The following is a 15,734-nucleotide window of genomic DNA, read 5'->3' as shown; positions in this document are numbered from 1 at the left end:
TTCTTTGAATTTTTCTTCTAGCTAACCGAAGATGGCTTTTCTTGACGCATGGGAATTTCTATTTCCATTGTTGTTCCTTCGCCAAGGTTACTCTTTGCCCTGATTTGCCCTCCATGAAGTTCAACAATTTGCTTGGTGATCGAAAGGCCTAGTCCTGTACCCCCTTCTGTATTCCTAGACTTGTCGCCGCGATAAAATCTATCGAAGATAAAAGGCAGATCTTTTGGAGAAATGCCAATGCCATTGTCAGTAATTCTAAGAACAAAGTATTGATCTTTTCTCTGTGCTTCAATGAGCACTTTTCTAGGGGGAGAGGAAAATTTGACAGCATTATCAATCAAATTATAAACTGCTTGTTGGAACCAAAAAGGATCAACTTCTATGGGTGGCAAGTCTTTTTCAATAACCAGATTGACCTGACATTCTTTTTGCTGAAAAAGAGGATGGAGCTCTTGAAGGGTTTCTTCAAGGAGCTCTTTCATAATAAAAGCGGAAGGTTCCATGGTCAGTTTGCGTGATTCAAGCCTGGCCAAAAGCAAAAGATCTTCGATTAAAGCAGAAAGTCTAACACAATGTTTTTTTAGAATTTCGTAGATCCTTTTTGTTTCAGCTTTTGATAGTTTTGGATTTTCTATTAAAGTCTCGACATATCCTTTAAAAATGGACAATGGAGTCCGCAGCTCATGGCTTACATTGATTACAAATTCTTTTCTTGCCTCTTCGAATTTTCTTCTTTCCGTGATATCACGGAAGACAAGAACCATTATGTTGCTAGCAATTTCTGTATTTTCATTCACAACAGGAACAGCATCCACAACAAAATATCCAGTTAAATTGCTGCTATTGTCTGTTCCAAGAACTTCCTGCGATAGGGGTTTTTGGCTTTCAAATGCCTTTTCAATGATCCGCTCAACTTCGGGTAATTGGATCAATTCAAGAAGTTTTTTGCCTTGGGGATTGGTCGTTAAGCCTAAGATGGTTTTGAAGGAATCATTGGCTAATTTTATGAAATGATTGCGGTCAATTATAGCGATGCCTTCGGTCATCGATTTTAAAATAGTGTTTAAATTAATTTCTTCTTCTTTGGATGTGCGTATAAGAGAGTGAAATTCATTTGAGATAGCTTCAAGGTTCCTAGATATGGCTAAGAGGGATGGATCTCCAGAAAGCAAAAAAGAAGAGGGGATCTGTTTGTTCCTTATAGATTGGGTAATTTTTTCTATTTTACGGATTTTAGAGAGCCAAAAGTTCTGTCGAAGAATAAAGAGAGTAAGGAATACTCCGGTTAAAACAAAAACAAAACTGAGAGTAAGCCAAAGCATAATCCTAATGAAGTGCTAATAACAGATCAAACAAGCAAAGAGCACAAAAGCCTTAAGTTGTTTTTTTATATCTATATCCAATACCTCTAACTGTCCTAAGAAATTGCGAGGCTCTCCCAAGCTTGTCTCTTAGCCTTCGGATATGGGTGTCGATCGTACGCGTATCAATAGTCTTTTCGTATCCCCAGACTTCCTTAAGCAATTCTTCTCGGGTTTGGACTGCCCCTTCTTTTTCCATCAGAGTAGAGAGCAGCCGGAATTCAATAGGAGTCAGCTCAATTCTTCTCTTTTTATAGTAAGCAACTTTATCAATTGGATCGAGTCTGATTTGATCGTTATGTCCGGCTTGTAGAGCGGGGCTTTGGATTTCAAATCGTCTACGGAGGACGGACTGGATTCTTAAGATAAGTTCCCTAGGGCTGAATGGCTTGGCAATGTAATCATCTGCTCCCAGTTCCAAGCCTAAGATTCTATCTGATGGATCAGACTTTGCTGTTAATATCACAATCGGAATAGCTGCCGTATCGGGATCTTTTTTTAAATACTTACAAACATCAATCCCAGAAAATTCAGGGATCATAAGATCGAGAACGATAAGATCTGGCAATTGTTTTCTAGTAACTCGTAGGGCTTCCATTCCTTCTTTTGCCACAACCGTTTCAAAGCCCTGAGCTTTAAGATGCATACAGATCAAATCCGACACATCTTCTTCGTCTTCAACCACTAGTATTTTTTTCTTTGTTTTATTCGTACCCATACTAACAATGTATGCGGTTCAAAATTAATCGAAACAAAAGGGAAAAAAGAGATGCTCTTAGAAAGAATCTTCCGTTGGTATTAAAATATAAAAAACAATACCTAATAAAGAGAAAAATGTATAAAAAAATAAACTCTTTTTTAAGATCGCTTTTTTAGAAAAGAAAATATATAAGAAAAATGTATAAGAAGAATGCTGTTTAATTTTTTTCCTTTAATTGAATGCAAATCTAGGTATATTAAAAAAGAAAGCTTTCTTATAGATCTCTTTTTTCATTGAATTTTCTTAATGTTTACATTGTTTTTTTTGCATTAAACCAATCGAACGAATACTATGTCGCTAGATTCTTCTGATCTTTCTACTTTGCCGAAAGTTGAAGTTGGCTACGATGCTTCCCAAATAGAAAAATTAGAGGGCTTGGAAGCTGTAAGGAAAAGGCCTGGGATGTACATTGGCCCTACCGATGAAAGAGGGTTGCATCATTGTGTTTTTGAAGTCCTTGATAATTCCATTGATGAGCATTTAGCTGGCTATTGTAGTCGGATTGAAGTGACCATCCATGTGGATGGGTCGATTTCCATTTTAGATAATGGTCGAGGCATTCCTGTGGAGCCGCATCCAAAGTTTAAGATCCCTGCTGTAGAATTGGTATTAACAAATCTTCATGCTGGTGGCAAGTTCAAACAAGGCGTCTATAAATATTCGGGGGGACTGCATGGGGTAGGGGCAAAATGTGTAAACGCCTTGTCGGAATGGTTTAAAGTGGAAGTTTTCAGAGATGGCAAAGTCTACAGGATGGAGTTTCGAAGAGGGAAAACTTCTCGACCATTAGAAGTGGTTGGCAAAACCCAGAAAAGGGGAACTTTGATTACTTTCAAGCCAGACCCTGAGATATTTACAACGCTTGAATTTAAAACGGAGATTATTGCTAAAAGACTCAGAGAGCTTGCCTTTCTTAATCCGGGACTTGAAATTTTGCTTCTTGATGAAAGGACAATCGATGGATCTAAACCAAACGCCTTTCGGTTCTTTTTTAAAGAAGGAATTGTTGAGTTTGTCTCTCAATTTGCTCAAGATCTCAAGCCGCTTTGTCCTAAGCCGATTGTTATTCAAAAACAAAAAGAGGATCTGATCCTTGACTGTGTGCTGCAGTATACTGAAGGCTATACGGAACAAATTTTTTGTTATACAAATGGTATCCCTAATCCTGATGGGGGAAGCCATCTTTCGGGCCTAAAAACAGCCCTTACCCGATCGATTAATCAATACGGCAGAGCCAATAATCTCTTTAAAGAGAAGGATCCTCAATTGAGTGGGGAAGATGTAAGAGAAGGATTAGTTTGCATTCTTTCCTTAAAGCATCCCAATCCAAGTTTTGAATCACAGACAAAAGTTAAGCTTGTTTCCCCAGAAGTCGAAGGCATAGTTGCTTCTCTGGTTTATGAGGGGATGATGAATTACCTGGAGTCCAACCCTCAAAGCGCTAGAAAAATTGTTGAGAAGGCATTGACAGCGGCTAGGGCTCGAGAAGCAGCTAAAAAGGCTAGGGAAGCAGTTCGTAAAACGGCTTTAAGTGGTGGTGGATTGCCTGGTAAGCTAGCCGACTGTTCGGTAAGAAATCCGCAAGAAGCAGAACTTTTTATCGTTGAAGGTGATTCTGCTGGTGGGTCAGCAAAGCAAGGAAGGAATAGGCAGTTTCAGGCTATTCTTCCTATTCGAGGTAAACTGATCAATGTAGAAAAAGCCCGCTTAGATAAGGTGCTGAATAATGAAGAGATCCAGACGATTATAACAGCGATTGGAACGGGAATTGGCGAGGGAGATGGTGAAGGGGCTTTTCTGTTAGAGAGATTGAGGTATCACAAAATCATTTTGATGACTGATGCCGATGTAGATGGTTCACATATTCGCACCTTGCTTTTAACCTTTTTTTACCGACAAATGCCTGAGCTTATCAACCACGGTCATATCTATATTGCGCAACCTCCGCTGTATCTTATCGACAAAAAAAAGGAAGAACAATATGTCCAGAACGACGAGGAGCTTAACAGAATACTTCTTGAGCAGGGAGTAAAAAATGTCGAGCTTTCCATTGTTGGGGAACAAAAGGTCTTTCGTGGGGAGATTCTTCTATCGTTGTTATCGAAACTTGAAAAACTTAGTCAATTTTGCAAATATCTTGAACTTCATGGCGTGGACTTCGATTTATTGCTTTCTAAAAAGGATCCCCAAAGCGGCAAACTTCCTGAGCATATTATTCGGCTTTGGGAAAACAATCAGGAAAAACTTTTCTTTTTCTTTGATGATAGAGAGTTGGGTCGTTTTGCTGAAGAAAATCCGGATCTTTTGCTTTTTGAAGCGGCCGGGATAGAAAATGGGGCATCGATGGTTGATGCCTCTGAGCGGCATGGAGTGGATAGCAAGCGTCGTGCGGCCTATGTAGAACTCTTTGAAAGTCCCATCATGATGAAGATCCTCGATGAGCTTACGCAGCTTGGGTTTGAAATCAAAAGCTACAGATCCAAAGAGCATCCTCTCTATAGAATGGTTGTTAAGAAGGGAGAGAAAGGGGAGAAGCTTCTTGATATTTTTTCAATTGGACAAATTTTAGATGTCGTAAAAGAAAATGGCAAGGAAGGAGTAGAAATCAAACGGTTTAAGGGACTTGGAGAAATGAATCCTAAGCAGCTCTATGAGACAACGATGGATCCTCAGAAAAGGAAATTGCTGAAGGTAGAGATCGCCGACGCTATTGAGGCTGAAAAAATATTCATCACTTTAATGGGCGAAGATGTTGAGCCAAGGAAACGGTTCATAGAAGAAAATGCACTTCAGGTAAAAAATTTAGATATTTAAAAAGATAACCATCTTAAGAGATGACTGGTGGAGCCTATGGCGCAGAATTCTGAAAACAACGAGCAACTATCAATCAGAGACAACGATTCTGTTCGGATGGTAGATGTATCCGAGGAGATGAAGAGTTGTTTTTTAGACTATGCGATGTCGGTGATTATTTCAAGAGCCTTACCGGATGTAAGAGATGGATTAAAACCTTCCCAGAGAAGAATTCTGTTTGCTATGCACGAGCTTGGGCTAGCGCCTAATCGCAAGCACTTAAAATGCGCAAAAATTGTGGGAGAAACGATGGGGAATTTTCATCCCCATGGGGATCAAGCTATCTATCCAACACTTGTTCATATGGCTCAACCATGGGCAATGCGGGAAGTGCTCATCGATGGGCAAGGAAATTTTGGTTCCATTGAAGGCGATCCACCGGCAGCCATGCGGTATACTGAAGCTCGACTTTCTCCTGCTGGAGCTTTGCTCATGGCAGATATGGAGAAGAACACGGTTGATTTTGTTCCCAATTATGATGAAACGAAGATGGAGCCAGCGGTTTTCCCGGCTGCCTTCCCTAATTTAATCGTTAATGGAGCAACGGGAATTGCTGTGGGAATGGCTACCAATATTCCTCCCCATAATCTTTCTGAGACTATTGATGCATTGGTGGCGTTAATTGATCAACCAGGTCTTTCTGCTGAAGATCTTCTCCAATACATCCAAGGCCCGGATTTTCCTACTGGTGGAGTTATCTTGGGTAAGGAAGGCATTGTCAGTTATTTTACTACTGGGAGAGGTAGCCTGAAAGTGAGAGGGGAGGTGCACTTTGAAGAGTTAAGAGGAGGCAAGTCGGCAATTGTTATCGACGAGATTCCTTATAATGTCAACAGGGCTGCTTTAGTTGAAAAAATTGGAGAACTTGTCAACCAAAAGATTATTCCAGAAATTGCGGATATAAGGGATGAATCCGACGAAAATACCCGGGTAGTGATAGAACTCAAAAGGGATGCCATACCAAAGGTTGTCATTAATAATCTCTACAAACACACGCCCCTACAGACCACTTTTGCTGTGAATATGGTTGCAATTGATCGATTGCGCCCCAAATCACTCAATTTAAAAGAACTTCTTTTTTGTTACTTAGATCATAGACATGATGTGATAGTCAGAAGAACCCGATTTGATTTAAACAAGGCCCTGGAGAGAGCAGAAATTCTTGAAGGCTTTTTGATTGCTTTAAGCCAGCTTGAAGATTTTATTCGATTGATAAGAGAATCAACGAATCGAGAAGAAGCTCGGAAAAAGCTTTTAGAGTTAAAATTTTCAACCCATTTACTTCAAACCCTTGGCATAGCCATTGCTCAGGATAGAATAACAGAGGAAGGAGTCTACAGCCTCAGCCTAAGACAGGTGGAAGCCATACTAGATTTGCGTCTTTATCAACTTACTGGGCTTGAAAGGGGGAAAGTAGCCTCTGAATATGCTGAATTGCTTGAAAAAATTGAGCAGTTTAAAGCGATTTTGGGAAGTGAAGAGAAAATTTGGGCGATTGTAAAACAAGAGCTTCTGGAAGTCAAAGAGAAGTATGGCAATCCTAGAAAGACGAAGATTCTCCAAGAGGCAGGGGAAGTCAGTTTCGAAGACTTAGTGGCTAACCAGCGTGTTGTCATCACTCTGACGCATAATGGTTTTATTAAAAGAACCAATCTTGATAATTATAGGTCCCAAAGAAGAGGGGGGAGGGGGGTAGTGGGAATGGCGACTCAGGAGGTTGGCAAAGAAGAGGAACAAGATTTTGTCGAAAACCTGATCAATGCTTCCACTCATGATTATTTGCTCTTTTTCACCACCGATGGCAGGGTTTATATTCAGAGAGTATATGAGATTCCAGAGAAAGAAAGAGCGAGCAAGGGCAAAAACATAGTCAATTTCCTTGAGTTAAAACCCACCGAGGAGATCGCTTCGATGTTGCGAATCGTTGCCAATTCCGAAGTTTCAGACTCAAGAGAGACCTCCTGGGACAAAAACGAGTATATTTTTTTCTGTACCAAAAAAGGACGCGTAAAAAAGACCCCTGTTACCGATTTTCAAAATATCCGAAAGGGTGGCATTACAGCAATTAGTATTGAGGAGAATGATAAACTAATCGATTGCATGTTTACCGATGGGCAAAAGGATATTGTTTTAATTACCAAAGAGGGGCAAAGCATAAGATTTTCAGAAACCCTTGTTCGTTCCATGGGTAGAAATGCTGCTGGAGTCATAGGAATCAATCTTCGAGAAGGGGACGAAGTGGTTGGAGCTGCTGTGGTAGATGAGAGAGCGACGTTGCTTGTTGTAGGAGAAAAGGGGATAGGGAAAAGAACTTCTTTTGAAGAATACCGCCGACAAAAGAGGGGAGGCTATGGAATAAAGACAATGAAAACCACTGAGAAGACAGGCAAGGTGGTATCGGCCCGAACTGTTTTTGAAGAAGATGAGCTGATGCTATTGACTCTCAAAGGCAATGTTATCAGAATTAAAGTAAAAGATCTTCGAAAGACAGGCAGAAATACCCAAGGGGTTCGACTTGTTCAGTTGGATAGCGAGGATAAAGTCACCTCGATTGCTCGAGTAGTTCCTGAAAAAGAGGAAGGTGAAGAACCTTTGCTTCCTTAATTGCTTTGATACTGTTCCTTTAGACTTTCTCCTTCCCACCCAGGGATCGAGAAAAGTTTCAGCATTAATGTTCTCCCAAGCTCTGAGCCTTTTCCTCTCCATAGGCTCAAGACTGTAGAACATACAACCAAATCCTTCAGGCTTCCAAGTGGCATTCCTTTATGTTCCCATGGCCATACTACCAAGGACTTGGCCACTGCCTTGATGTTGATCATTCTGCCAGAGAAGAAAGATGCAAATATATGGATGAGAGTCGACTACAAGCTGCAATGAAGGTCTTAGTAGCTGTTCTCTGCTCTCTATGGCGAGGGGGAGCCAGCTGCTTTTTTGATTCTTTCATTGATGGCTTCCCCTAAACCTTCCTCTGGCAGGAGTAAAGCATAGATTTTTTCTATACTGCTTTTGTCCAATTCTCGAAGCATTTGAAAAAAATTTGCGGCTGCTTCGATTAGTGATTTTTCTTTGGAAAGATTTTTGACAACTTTGAATCCTGTCGTATCCTCTGTTCCCCAGAAAATCAGGCCAGCGTTTTTTCTTTTCCAATAGGGAATCTCTGAGACCGAAGAAATAATTTCCACTGGGATCGAAGGAGCATAGTGTTTCGGGAATCGGCCAGGTGCTAAATTCCATGCTGTCTTGGGAGCAGGGAGGGTCAATGGACCTATTCTCTTTTCTATTTCCTCTCTAGGAATGGCACCATATCGAAGCAGCAAAGGAGGGTCATGAGCAAACGAAATGACTGTCGATTCAATACCCACTGGACATGGACCTCCGTCAAGAATTAAAGGAATCAGATGGTTGAATTCTTCGAAGACCGCTTGTGCGCTCGTAGGACTAATTTTCCCAAATCTGTTTGCACTAGGAGCTGCCAGTGGTCTGCCAAGTTTTTCGATCAGTTTTAGGGTTAGAGGATGTTTGGGTACCCTAAATCCGGCAAAAGGAAGCCCTGCCGAAACAATGTCAGGAATCGACTCTTTTTTTTCTAAGACCAAAGTGAGGGGGCCTGGCCAATACGTAGTAGCGAGTAATCTAGCTGGTTCTGGAAGGTTCCGAACAAAGCCAAATACATGGCTTGCACAATAGCAGTGGACAATTACCGGATCTATTTTAGGCCTTTTTTTAAGTTCAAACAGCCGGGCTACAGCTTCGGAATTGAGTGCATCTGCAGCCAGACCGTAGACCGTTTCAGTAGGGATAGCAACAACTTCTCCTTTCTGCAAAAGTTCTATTGCCTTTTCAATTGCATTTTCTATTGGTAAAGCAGATCCTTGATTTTTCATTGGATAAATAAATAATGAATGCCTTCTTCATCTAAAGGAACAACAGGGTGTGTTGGTTAAAAAAGAACTAAAAAGTATAGATTTGATTCTACCTTTGGTCATATTTAAAAAGAAGTCTTTTTAAGAAAAACTAAGAATGGCATGGAATAATATTAGAGAATGAGAGTAGTGTTTATTGGTACAGGAGATTTTGGGGTTCCAAGTCTTGAAGCTATAGCCCTGGATGGGAGATATACTATTCCTGGGGTTATTACTCAGGCGGATCGACCTTTTGGCAGACAAAAAGAGCTTGTACCTTCACCTATCAAAAGAGCTGCCCTGAAATTGCATTTATGGGTTTTTCAACCTGAAAATATTAATTCTGCAGGTTCCATCCAGCAAATTCAGTTCCTAAAACCCGATATCATTGTTGTTTGTGACTATGGACAGATACTGTCTAAGGAGGTGCTTAGGATTCCTTCTATTGGGATTTTGAACATCCATGGATCGCTTCTTCCTAAATATAGAGGGGCATCGCCAATCCAAGCCGCTATAAAGAACATGGATAAAGAGACGGGTGTAACTGTCATTTGGATGGATGAGGGGATAGATACGGGTGATATTTTAACAAGTGAAAAACTATTAATTCGTTCGAATGACACGGCTGAATCCTTGCATGGTCGTCTTGCCGAATTAGGGGCACGATTGATTATTCAGTCTCTGGAGGCTATAAAGGCTGGGAAAGCGCCGCGGATTCCTCAGGATCATGCACTGGCTTCTTATGCAAAAAAAATAAAGAAAGAAGAAGCGCTGATCGATTGGAGAAAAGATAAACAGGAAATTGATGCAATGGTCAGGGCTTTTAATCCATGGCCTGTGGCTTATACTACGTTGAAGATAGGAGAGGAGAAAAAGATCCTAAAAATTTACAAAGTAATTATTTCTCATCGGGCTAGAGGGACTCCAGGGGAAGTTGTGCGCATAGATAAGCATGGAGTTTTAGTCGCTGCAGGGCGTGTGGGCGGTCTGTTGTTAAGAGAAGTTCAACTCGAGGGAAGGAAGAAAATGCATGCGGCTGATTTTGCTCGTGGGGCCAGACTAGCTATTGGCACGATTTTGGGACAAAAAGATGAGGATTAAAGCAGCTTGTACCTTGCTTGCAGCTATCAGCCTGGATGGCAAATTTCTCAGCACTGATTTTCCTACTTCTTTGCTTTGTCATAGATTATTACCATTGGAGGCTAGCCCCATTACTCTCTTTACAGATCTTCCGGTTCAGTTAGATGAAGATCAATTTGTTCGGGTACAACCTATCAGTCTTAAAGCTTTTGAAGAGATCATAGCTAGCAGTAATCCCTTTTTTCTTTTAGGTTCTCCTGAGGCCAATAAAATGGCTTTGCTAGAAGGAGTTGTCCAAAGGATTTCGTTGTTATGGATTCCTTTCTTTTATTTTGAAAGGAAACAATGTCTCATTGGAGAAGTTAATTGGATGAAGAAAAAAATGAAGTGGCATTTGGAATGTTGGAGAGTTTTTCCAGAAGGTTGTGCTTGTCATTATAACATTGCTGAACCTTAAGTTGTTTCATTATCTTCTAGAAGTTGTGTTTCTTTTATTATATAAAAAAGAAATGATGAAAAGGGTGGGTTTATTTTTATTAGCGGCTTTTTCTTTTGTAGTCGGTAGCTCTTTTGTTGCCTTCGCACAAAGGCCTTTTAGCTTACCTAAACAATTTTCCGTTATGCAAATTATTAAAGTCGGAGGAGGAGAAATTGTTCAAAAGATCTTTGTTGATGGAGATAAAATTAGAGTTGAAGGACCCACCGGAGTGCAGCAACAGATCAACATAATCCGTAAAGACAAAAAGACGATTTATACTCTTTTTCCAGATGAAAGAATTTATTTTGAGCATCCTGTCAAAGAAGAAACTCCCCTTTTCGATATAACCCCAGGGGATCCTGCTGCTAAATGGACTTCGGTTGGTACCGATATGCTTCAAGGGGTGCTTTGCGATAAGTACTTGATGGAATCCAAAGCGGGAAAAGCCACCTTTTGGATTGGGAAGGAGACTGGAGCACCAGTTCAAATAATACCAGAAAAAGGAAATGTATTGGTTGAGTGGAAGGATTATAAAGTGGGCCCACAGCCTGAGGAGCTTTTTGTTGTCCCATCAAATTATCAGCAAATAGAAAACTATACAATAGATTCAGAAGAAAAGAATCAGACAGTCCCTTCTGAAAAACAAAAGCCTCCTATTCCTCTTCCTCCCCATGATGTCCAATAAAACTTTTTTTTAATTTTTGAAGGAAATGATCTAATCTGATCAGCTCAATTGCTGGGGTAAGTTATTCTCTGTTTTTAAGCTGTTTTAAGAAAAATTTTTTTTTAAAGTGAGTTTTTTTTTTATTGCGATTTTTTCTTTTTAAACATAAAAAGTAGCTGTTTATATTCAAAGATGGAGGCTATATGCCAAGTGTTGTAGAAAGAAATGCAATTTTTTCTATTGAAGTTCCAGAAAAATCAGCTTTTTCTCTTAAACTCCCATTATTGGGTATTGGGCTGATTTTCTTTTTAAATACAATCGACTATGTCTATCAAAGGCTCTTTGCTTTTACGAAAGGCCTTGATTATTCAACCCAACAATACCAGCAATATTGGATGAGTGTTTTATATGCCGAACTCATTATAGAGGCTTTGATAGCTCTTTTTGTTGTTGTGTATCTATGGCAGACAAGAGATAGAAACCTTGAAAATCTTTCCCCTGCAGAGGAATTGAAAAGGTACTGGATCTGGGGATCGTTTGTTCTGATGTATGCTTTTGCTGTCTTTATTGCAGCCTATTATGCAGAGCAAGATGCGACTTGGCATCAAACTGTTATCAGAGATACAAGCTTCACTCCTAGCCATATTATTGAGTTTTATCAGAGTTATCCCGTTTATATTATCTTAGGATTAACGTTCTTGATGTATGCCTTAACTCGGTTACCTCAATTTGCAAAAGCCACCTCACTTCCCTTAGTGATTTTAGTGGCCTCTCCTTTAATGATATTCCCCAACGTTGGTCTTAATGAATTTGGACATACGCGTTGGTTCATGGAAGAGGTCTTTTCTGCCCCACTCCATTGGGGTTTTGCAATTTTTGCTTGGGGGGCGTTGTCTCTCTATGGAGTTTTAGTAACAGTATGTCCAAGAGTCTATAGTTTAATCGACCAAGTTTATTTAGGGGCAGAGGCACCTAGCGCCTCGATTGTTATAGAAAATCCTGAGGCTTGTATTAATCCCTTATTCTGTTCTTGTGAGAGGAACGCTCTCCCGAATAAATAATAAGGGAAAAAGAGCAATTAAGAAGGATGGAAGAGGGGATCTCCAATATGAATGAGCGACTCTTGACTCAGAGGGAAAGCGAAGCGGATTTTGTAAGGAAACGCTTTGATTTGGCTGTTCTTTTGATCATTTTTCTTGCAACTGTTGCGGCTGCTTGGATTCATCAACAACTTTTTGCAGGAGACTGGTCTTTTTGGATCGATTTAAAAGATAGGATGTGGTGGCCAGTCATCGTTCCAATTGCAACTATCTGTTTTCCTGCTGCCGTCCAAGCAGCTTTATGGACTCATTGGAAATTCCCTGCAGGGGCGACTATGGTATGTTTTGGTCTCTTGCTTGGACAATGGTTAAATCGGATTATTAATTTTTGGGCATGGGCCAAATTTCCTATCAATTTGGTCTTTCCCGAGACATTGCTGCCGCAAGCGATTGTTTTAGATGGGATCCTAATGATCACCAATAATTTTGTGGTGACAGCGCTAATCGGAGGAGAGCTGTGGGGATGGCTCTTCTATCCTTCGAATTGGCCCATGATTGCTCCATACCATGTTCCTGTGGAATACCATGGACAGCTCCTAAGTGTGGCTGATCTTATTCAATACCAGTATATTCGAACCTCAACACCTGAATATTTAAGAATGGTAGAAACTGGAACAATGAGGAGCTTTGCTGGCGGAGTGCTTGGAGTCTCCGCTTTCTTTTCTGGGTTTATATCTATTCTTATGTATTTTATCTGGTGGTATATGGGCTATTTTTTCGCAAAGCCGATCTATCTCAAAGCCAAGAGGATATAACTCTATCAGGCGATAGACTTCAAAAGACCATACCTTTAGGTTTTTAGAAAAAGGCTTTCGGTAGCCTTCTATTTTTTCAAATTTCTGAAGATCCTAAATTGTTGATCAAAGTATTTTTTCTATTTTTATCCTTTAAAAGCGAAGAATACCGCTCCGATGATTAATAGATAGGCAATCAAGAGATTCCAGCTAGGAGATTCTTTGAAAATGATCCAAGCAAGTAGGGTAAAGACTGCAAGAGTAATGCATTCTTGAAGCACCTTCAGTTGAGTCACGCTAAAAGAATACGATCCAATTCTATTGGCTGGTACCTGAAAAATATATTCAAAGAAGGCTAGCCCCCAACTCATCATAATGGCTGTAGGTAAAGGCTTGTGTCTGAATTTCAAGTGCAGATACCATGCCAAAGTCATGAATATGTTGGAAATAATTAAAAGCAAAATCGTTTTCATGGGTCTAGATGGATATTGGGTTTTTTTAGGTTGCATAAAATGTTCTATGGCTCTCTTCTTTCCAAGCAAGACACCAAAAAAGAAAGTTCTGAAAAAAAACTAATCTCAGCCGTTTTTGACCGCAGACAAGGAAGAAAAATAAAAAACAAGCTTGCCATAGACTATTTCTCGTTGGCGATCAAGAAGATTTTTTAGCCTTTTATTAGCTTATCTAAACACTGGCTATCTTCTAGCGTGGTTATATCCCCTGAAATGTGTCCTTCTCGACTGATTTCTTTAAGGAGTCTTCGAACAATTTTGCCACTTCGAGTCTTAGGTAATGCATCAATGAATCGAATTTCCTTTGGTTTTGCTATAGAGCCTATCTCTTTTACAACATGTTCTTTTAAAGCATCCTCTAAATCCAATGACGAAGTCCATCCTTCTTTTAGTGTTACGAAAGCTATAAGAGCCTCTCCTTTTTCTGGATCAGGGACTCCAATGACTGCAGCTTCAGCTACTGCCGGATGACTAATGAGTGCGCTTTCTAATTCAGCAGATCCAATGCGATGTCCCGAGACATTGATCACATCATCGATTCTGCCTATAATCCAGAAGTAACCTTCTTCATCCTTATACGCTCCATCTCCTGTAAAATATACCCCTGGGATTCTACTAAAGTAAATTTTTTTGAAACTCTCCTCATCACGATAGATGCCTCTTAGCATCGAAGGCCAAGGTTTTTTTATGACCAACAGCCCATTTTTTCCAGCAGGCAGGGGCTCACCTTTTTCATCAACGACCTCAGCTTCTATTCCAAAAAGTGGAAAAGTGGCTGAACCAGGTTTCATTGGAGTAACCTTGGGCAGAGGGGATATCAAAATAGCCCCCGTTTCCGTTTGCCACCATGTGTCTACGATGGGACATTTTTCTTTGCCAATATTTTTGTAGAACCATAAAAATACATCGGGATTGATTGGTTCTCCAACACTGCCCAATAATCTCAAGGAAGAAAGATCGTGTTTTTCTATCCATTGAGGCCCCCACTTGATAAAGGATCGGATTGCAGTGGGAGAGGTATAGAATATAGTGATTTTGTATTTTTCAATTAGCTGCCAAAATCGATCGTAAGAAGGAAAATCGGGAGCTCCTTCATAAATGAAAACGGATGCTCCGTTTGCTAGCAGACCATAGACTACGTAGCTATGGCCAGTAATCCATCCAATATCGGCTGTGCACCAGTATAAATCATCTTCTTGTAGATCAAATACAATCTTCGAACTGAAAACCGTCTGGACCAAATAGCCTCCAGTGGAATGGACAACCCCTTTTGGTTTTCCGGTCGTGCCACTTGTATAAAGAATGAACAGGGGGTGCTCACTGTCTAAGGAAACCGGCTCGCAAGCATTTTCAACCAAACTGGCTTCTTCTTCCATCCAATAATCTCTCCCATGGCACCATCCAATGGGGGCCCCTGTCCTTTTAAAAAGAAGGACTTTTTGAATTTGTGTAGTGTGTTTAAGCGCTTCGTCCACACGCTCTTTTAAAGGAATGATTTTGCCTCGTCGAAAGCCGCCATCGGCGCTAACAATGATCTTGGCTCCACTATCAACTATTCTTTCAAGGAGTGACTTCGCACTGAATCCGGCAAAAACGACGCTGTGAATAGCTCCAATACGGGCACAAGCAAGCATAGTGATGATCGCTTGGGGGATTAAAGGCATGAAAATAATCACAGTATCAGAGCAGTTGACTCCATGCCTTCTGAGGACATTGGCATATCTAGCCACTTCTTGACTTAACTCTTGGTAAGTATAAGAAAGCCTTTCACCAAATTCTCCTTCCCAGAGTATGGCTATCTTATTTTTTCTATTTCCGCTTAAGTGCCTATCTAAACAATTATAGGCTGCGTTAAGTTTGCCTCCACAAAACCACTGACAATGAGGGAATTGGCCATCGAAAACTCTAGTCCATGGTTCGAACCAGTCGATTTCTTTGGCTATATTCCCCCAGAAAAGTTCAGGATGAGCAACAGATTCTTTGTAGAGGGTAAAATAGGTTTGCATGGAATCGACTAAATCCTTCTGCGAGCATGGGAGTGGAGAATAGATTTTTTCAGTAGACTGAAAATAAGAGTGGTCTTCTTTTATGGAATCCATGGAATGGTCCTTCGCTTCATAATTAAACAAAAAAATGCTTTTTCTTAAAAGAAAATTTATACAACCCTTTTGACATCCTCCCCATGCCTAAAGGCAGGGGATTCCTGGAGATAACTGACCAGATTTAGCCAGGGCAAGCTCTCCGATGAGGGTGTTGAGGTTTTGATAGACCCTGACACTCTCATCGGCCT

Annotated in this window: 13 protein-coding genes; 7 read left to right on the top strand and 6 right to left on the bottom strand. The window is 40.5% G+C overall.

Annotated elements, in window-relative coordinates:
• Nucleotides 1-17 precede the first annotated feature (17 nt).
• Nucleotides 18-1,322: a cell wall metabolism sensor histidine kinase WalK gene (locus tag A7Q09_RS05945; RefSeq protein WP_134390367.1), complete on the bottom strand. Its 1,305-nt coding sequence runs from the start codon at nt 1,320-1,322 to the stop codon at nt 18-20.
• Nucleotides 1,323-1,374: 52 nt separating this feature from the next.
• Nucleotides 1,375-2,079 (bottom strand): response regulator, encoded by a 705-nt coding sequence (locus A7Q09_RS05940; protein WP_134390366.1) that lies wholly within the window; start codon nt 2,077-2,079, stop codon nt 1,375-1,377.
• A gap of 333 nt (nt 2,080-2,412) precedes the next feature.
• On the opposite strand from A7Q09_RS05940, the gene gyrB reads away from it, so the two are divergent.
• Complete coding sequence (gyrB, locus tag A7Q09_RS05935; protein WP_134390365.1) at nt 2,413-4,935, top strand: DNA topoisomerase (ATP-hydrolyzing) subunit B; 2,523 nt, start codon at nt 2,413-2,415, stop codon at nt 4,933-4,935.
• A gap of 36 nt (nt 4,936-4,971) precedes the next feature.
• The gene (gene gyrA / locus A7Q09_RS05930) at nt 4,972-7,578 is read left to right on the top strand and encodes a DNA gyrase subunit A (protein WP_134390364.1); all 2,607 of its coding nucleotides are present in this window, start codon (nt 4,972-4,974) and stop codon (nt 7,576-7,578) included.
• Here the strand turns inward: gyrA and A7Q09_RS05925 are convergent.
• Nucleotides 7,575-7,793, bottom strand: coding sequence for a hypothetical protein (locus tag A7Q09_RS05925; protein WP_134390363.1), 219 nt, complete (start codon nt 7,791-7,793; stop codon nt 7,575-7,577). The two genes, gyrA and A7Q09_RS05925, sit on opposite strands and share 4 nt — an antisense overlap.
• An 84-nt stretch (nt 7,794-7,877) precedes the next feature.
• Complete coding sequence (locus A7Q09_RS05920) at nt 7,878-8,858, bottom strand: L-threonylcarbamoyladenylate synthase (RefSeq protein WP_134390362.1); 981 nt, start codon at nt 8,856-8,858, stop codon at nt 7,878-7,880.
• Nucleotides 8,859-9,017: 159 nt separating this feature from the next.
• Here A7Q09_RS05920 and fmt point away from each other — a divergent pair, with 159 nt between their 5' ends.
• From fmt to amoA, 5 genes are all read left to right on the top strand, one after another.
• Nucleotides 9,018-9,977 carry a methionyl-tRNA formyltransferase gene (fmt, locus tag A7Q09_RS05915; protein ID WP_134390361.1) on the top strand — a complete coding sequence of 320 codons (960 nt, stop codon included), beginning with the start codon at nt 9,018-9,020 and terminating at the stop codon, nt 9,975-9,977.
• Nucleotides 9,967-10,413: a hypothetical protein gene (locus A7Q09_RS05910; RefSeq protein WP_134390360.1), complete on the top strand. Its 447-nt coding sequence runs from the start codon at nt 9,967-9,969 to the stop codon at nt 10,411-10,413. Before fmt ends, A7Q09_RS05910 begins: the two co-directional genes overlap by 11 nt.
• 52 nt (nt 10,414-10,465) lie before the next feature.
• On the top strand, nt 10,466-11,119 hold the full coding sequence (locus tag A7Q09_RS05905) for a DUF4412 domain-containing protein (protein ID WP_244228570.1): 654 nt from the start codon (nt 10,466-10,468) through the stop codon (nt 11,117-11,119).
• A gap of 182 nt (nt 11,120-11,301) precedes the next feature.
• Complete coding sequence (locus A7Q09_RS05900) at nt 11,302-12,159, top strand: methane monooxygenase/ammonia monooxygenase subunit C (protein WP_134390358.1); 858 nt, start codon at nt 11,302-11,304, stop codon at nt 12,157-12,159.
• Nucleotides 12,160-12,206: 47 nt separating this feature from the next.
• On the top strand, nt 12,207-12,953 hold the full coding sequence (gene amoA / locus A7Q09_RS05895; RefSeq protein WP_134390357.1) for a bacterial ammonia monooxygenase, subunit AmoA: 747 nt from the start codon (nt 12,207-12,209) through the stop codon (nt 12,951-12,953).
• A gap of 125 nt (nt 12,954-13,078) precedes the next feature.
• Here the strand turns inward: amoA and A7Q09_RS05890 are convergent, their stop codons facing one another.
• Together A7Q09_RS05890 and acs are read right to left on the bottom strand one after the other, a co-directional pair.
• Nucleotides 13,079-13,405 (bottom strand): DMT family protein, encoded by a 327-nt coding sequence (locus tag A7Q09_RS05890; RefSeq protein ID WP_134390392.1) that lies wholly within the window; start codon nt 13,403-13,405, stop codon nt 13,079-13,081.
• A gap of 191 nt (nt 13,406-13,596) precedes the next feature.
• On the bottom strand, nt 13,597-15,543 hold the full coding sequence (gene acs / locus A7Q09_RS05885; RefSeq protein WP_134390356.1) for an acetate--CoA ligase: 1,947 nt from the start codon (nt 15,541-15,543) through the stop codon (nt 13,597-13,599).
• Nucleotides 15,544-15,734 lie beyond the last annotated feature (191 nt).

This window comes from Methylacidiphilum sp. Yel, assembly GCF_004421185.1.
Classification (GTDB): domain Bacteria; phylum Verrucomicrobiota; class Verrucomicrobiia; order Methylacidiphilales; family Methylacidiphilaceae; genus Methylacidiphilum.
This window is presented reverse-complemented; position numbering and strand designations above follow the sequence as displayed.

Coding starts and splice junctions, on each gene's coding strand:
- A7Q09_RS05900 (WP_134390358.1), top strand. CDS start 11,302: ATGCCAAGTGTTGTAGAAAGAAATGCAATTTTTTCTATTGAAGTTCCA.
- A7Q09_RS05945 (WP_134390367.1), bottom strand. CDS start 1,322: ATGCTTTGGCTTACTCTCAGTTTTGTTTTTGTTTTAACCGGAGTATTC.
- gyrB (WP_134390365.1), top strand. CDS start 2,413: ATGTCGCTAGATTCTTCTGATCTTTCTACTTTGCCGAAAGTTGAAGTT.
- A7Q09_RS05890 (WP_134390392.1), bottom strand. CDS start 13,405: ATGAAAACGATTTTGCTTTTAATTATTTCCAACATATTCATGACTTTG.
- gyrA (WP_134390364.1), top strand. CDS start 4,972: ATGGCGCAGAATTCTGAAAACAACGAGCAACTATCAATCAGAGACAAC.
- A7Q09_RS05925 (WP_134390363.1), bottom strand. CDS start 7,793: ATGATCAACATCAAGGCAGTGGCCAAGTCCTTGGTAGTATGGCCATGG.
- A7Q09_RS05940 (WP_134390366.1), bottom strand. CDS start 2,079: ATGGGTACGAATAAAACAAAGAAAAAAATACTAGTGGTTGAAGACGAA.
- A7Q09_RS05920 (WP_134390362.1), bottom strand. CDS start 8,858: ATGAAAAATCAAGGATCTGCTTTACCAATAGAAAATGCAATTGAAAAG.
- amoA (WP_134390357.1), top strand. CDS start 12,207: ATGAATGAGCGACTCTTGACTCAGAGGGAAAGCGAAGCGGATTTTGTA.
- A7Q09_RS05910 (WP_134390360.1), top strand. CDS start 9,967: ATGAGGATTAAAGCAGCTTGTACCTTGCTTGCAGCTATCAGCCTGGAT.
- acs (WP_134390356.1), bottom strand. CDS start 15,543: ATGGATTCCATAAAAGAAGACCACTCTTATTTTCAGTCTACTGAAAAA.
- fmt (WP_134390361.1), top strand. CDS start 9,018: ATGAGAGTAGTGTTTATTGGTACAGGAGATTTTGGGGTTCCAAGTCTT.
- A7Q09_RS05905 (WP_244228570.1), top strand. CDS start 10,466: ATGATGAAAAGGGTGGGTTTATTTTTATTAGCGGCTTTTTCTTTTGTA.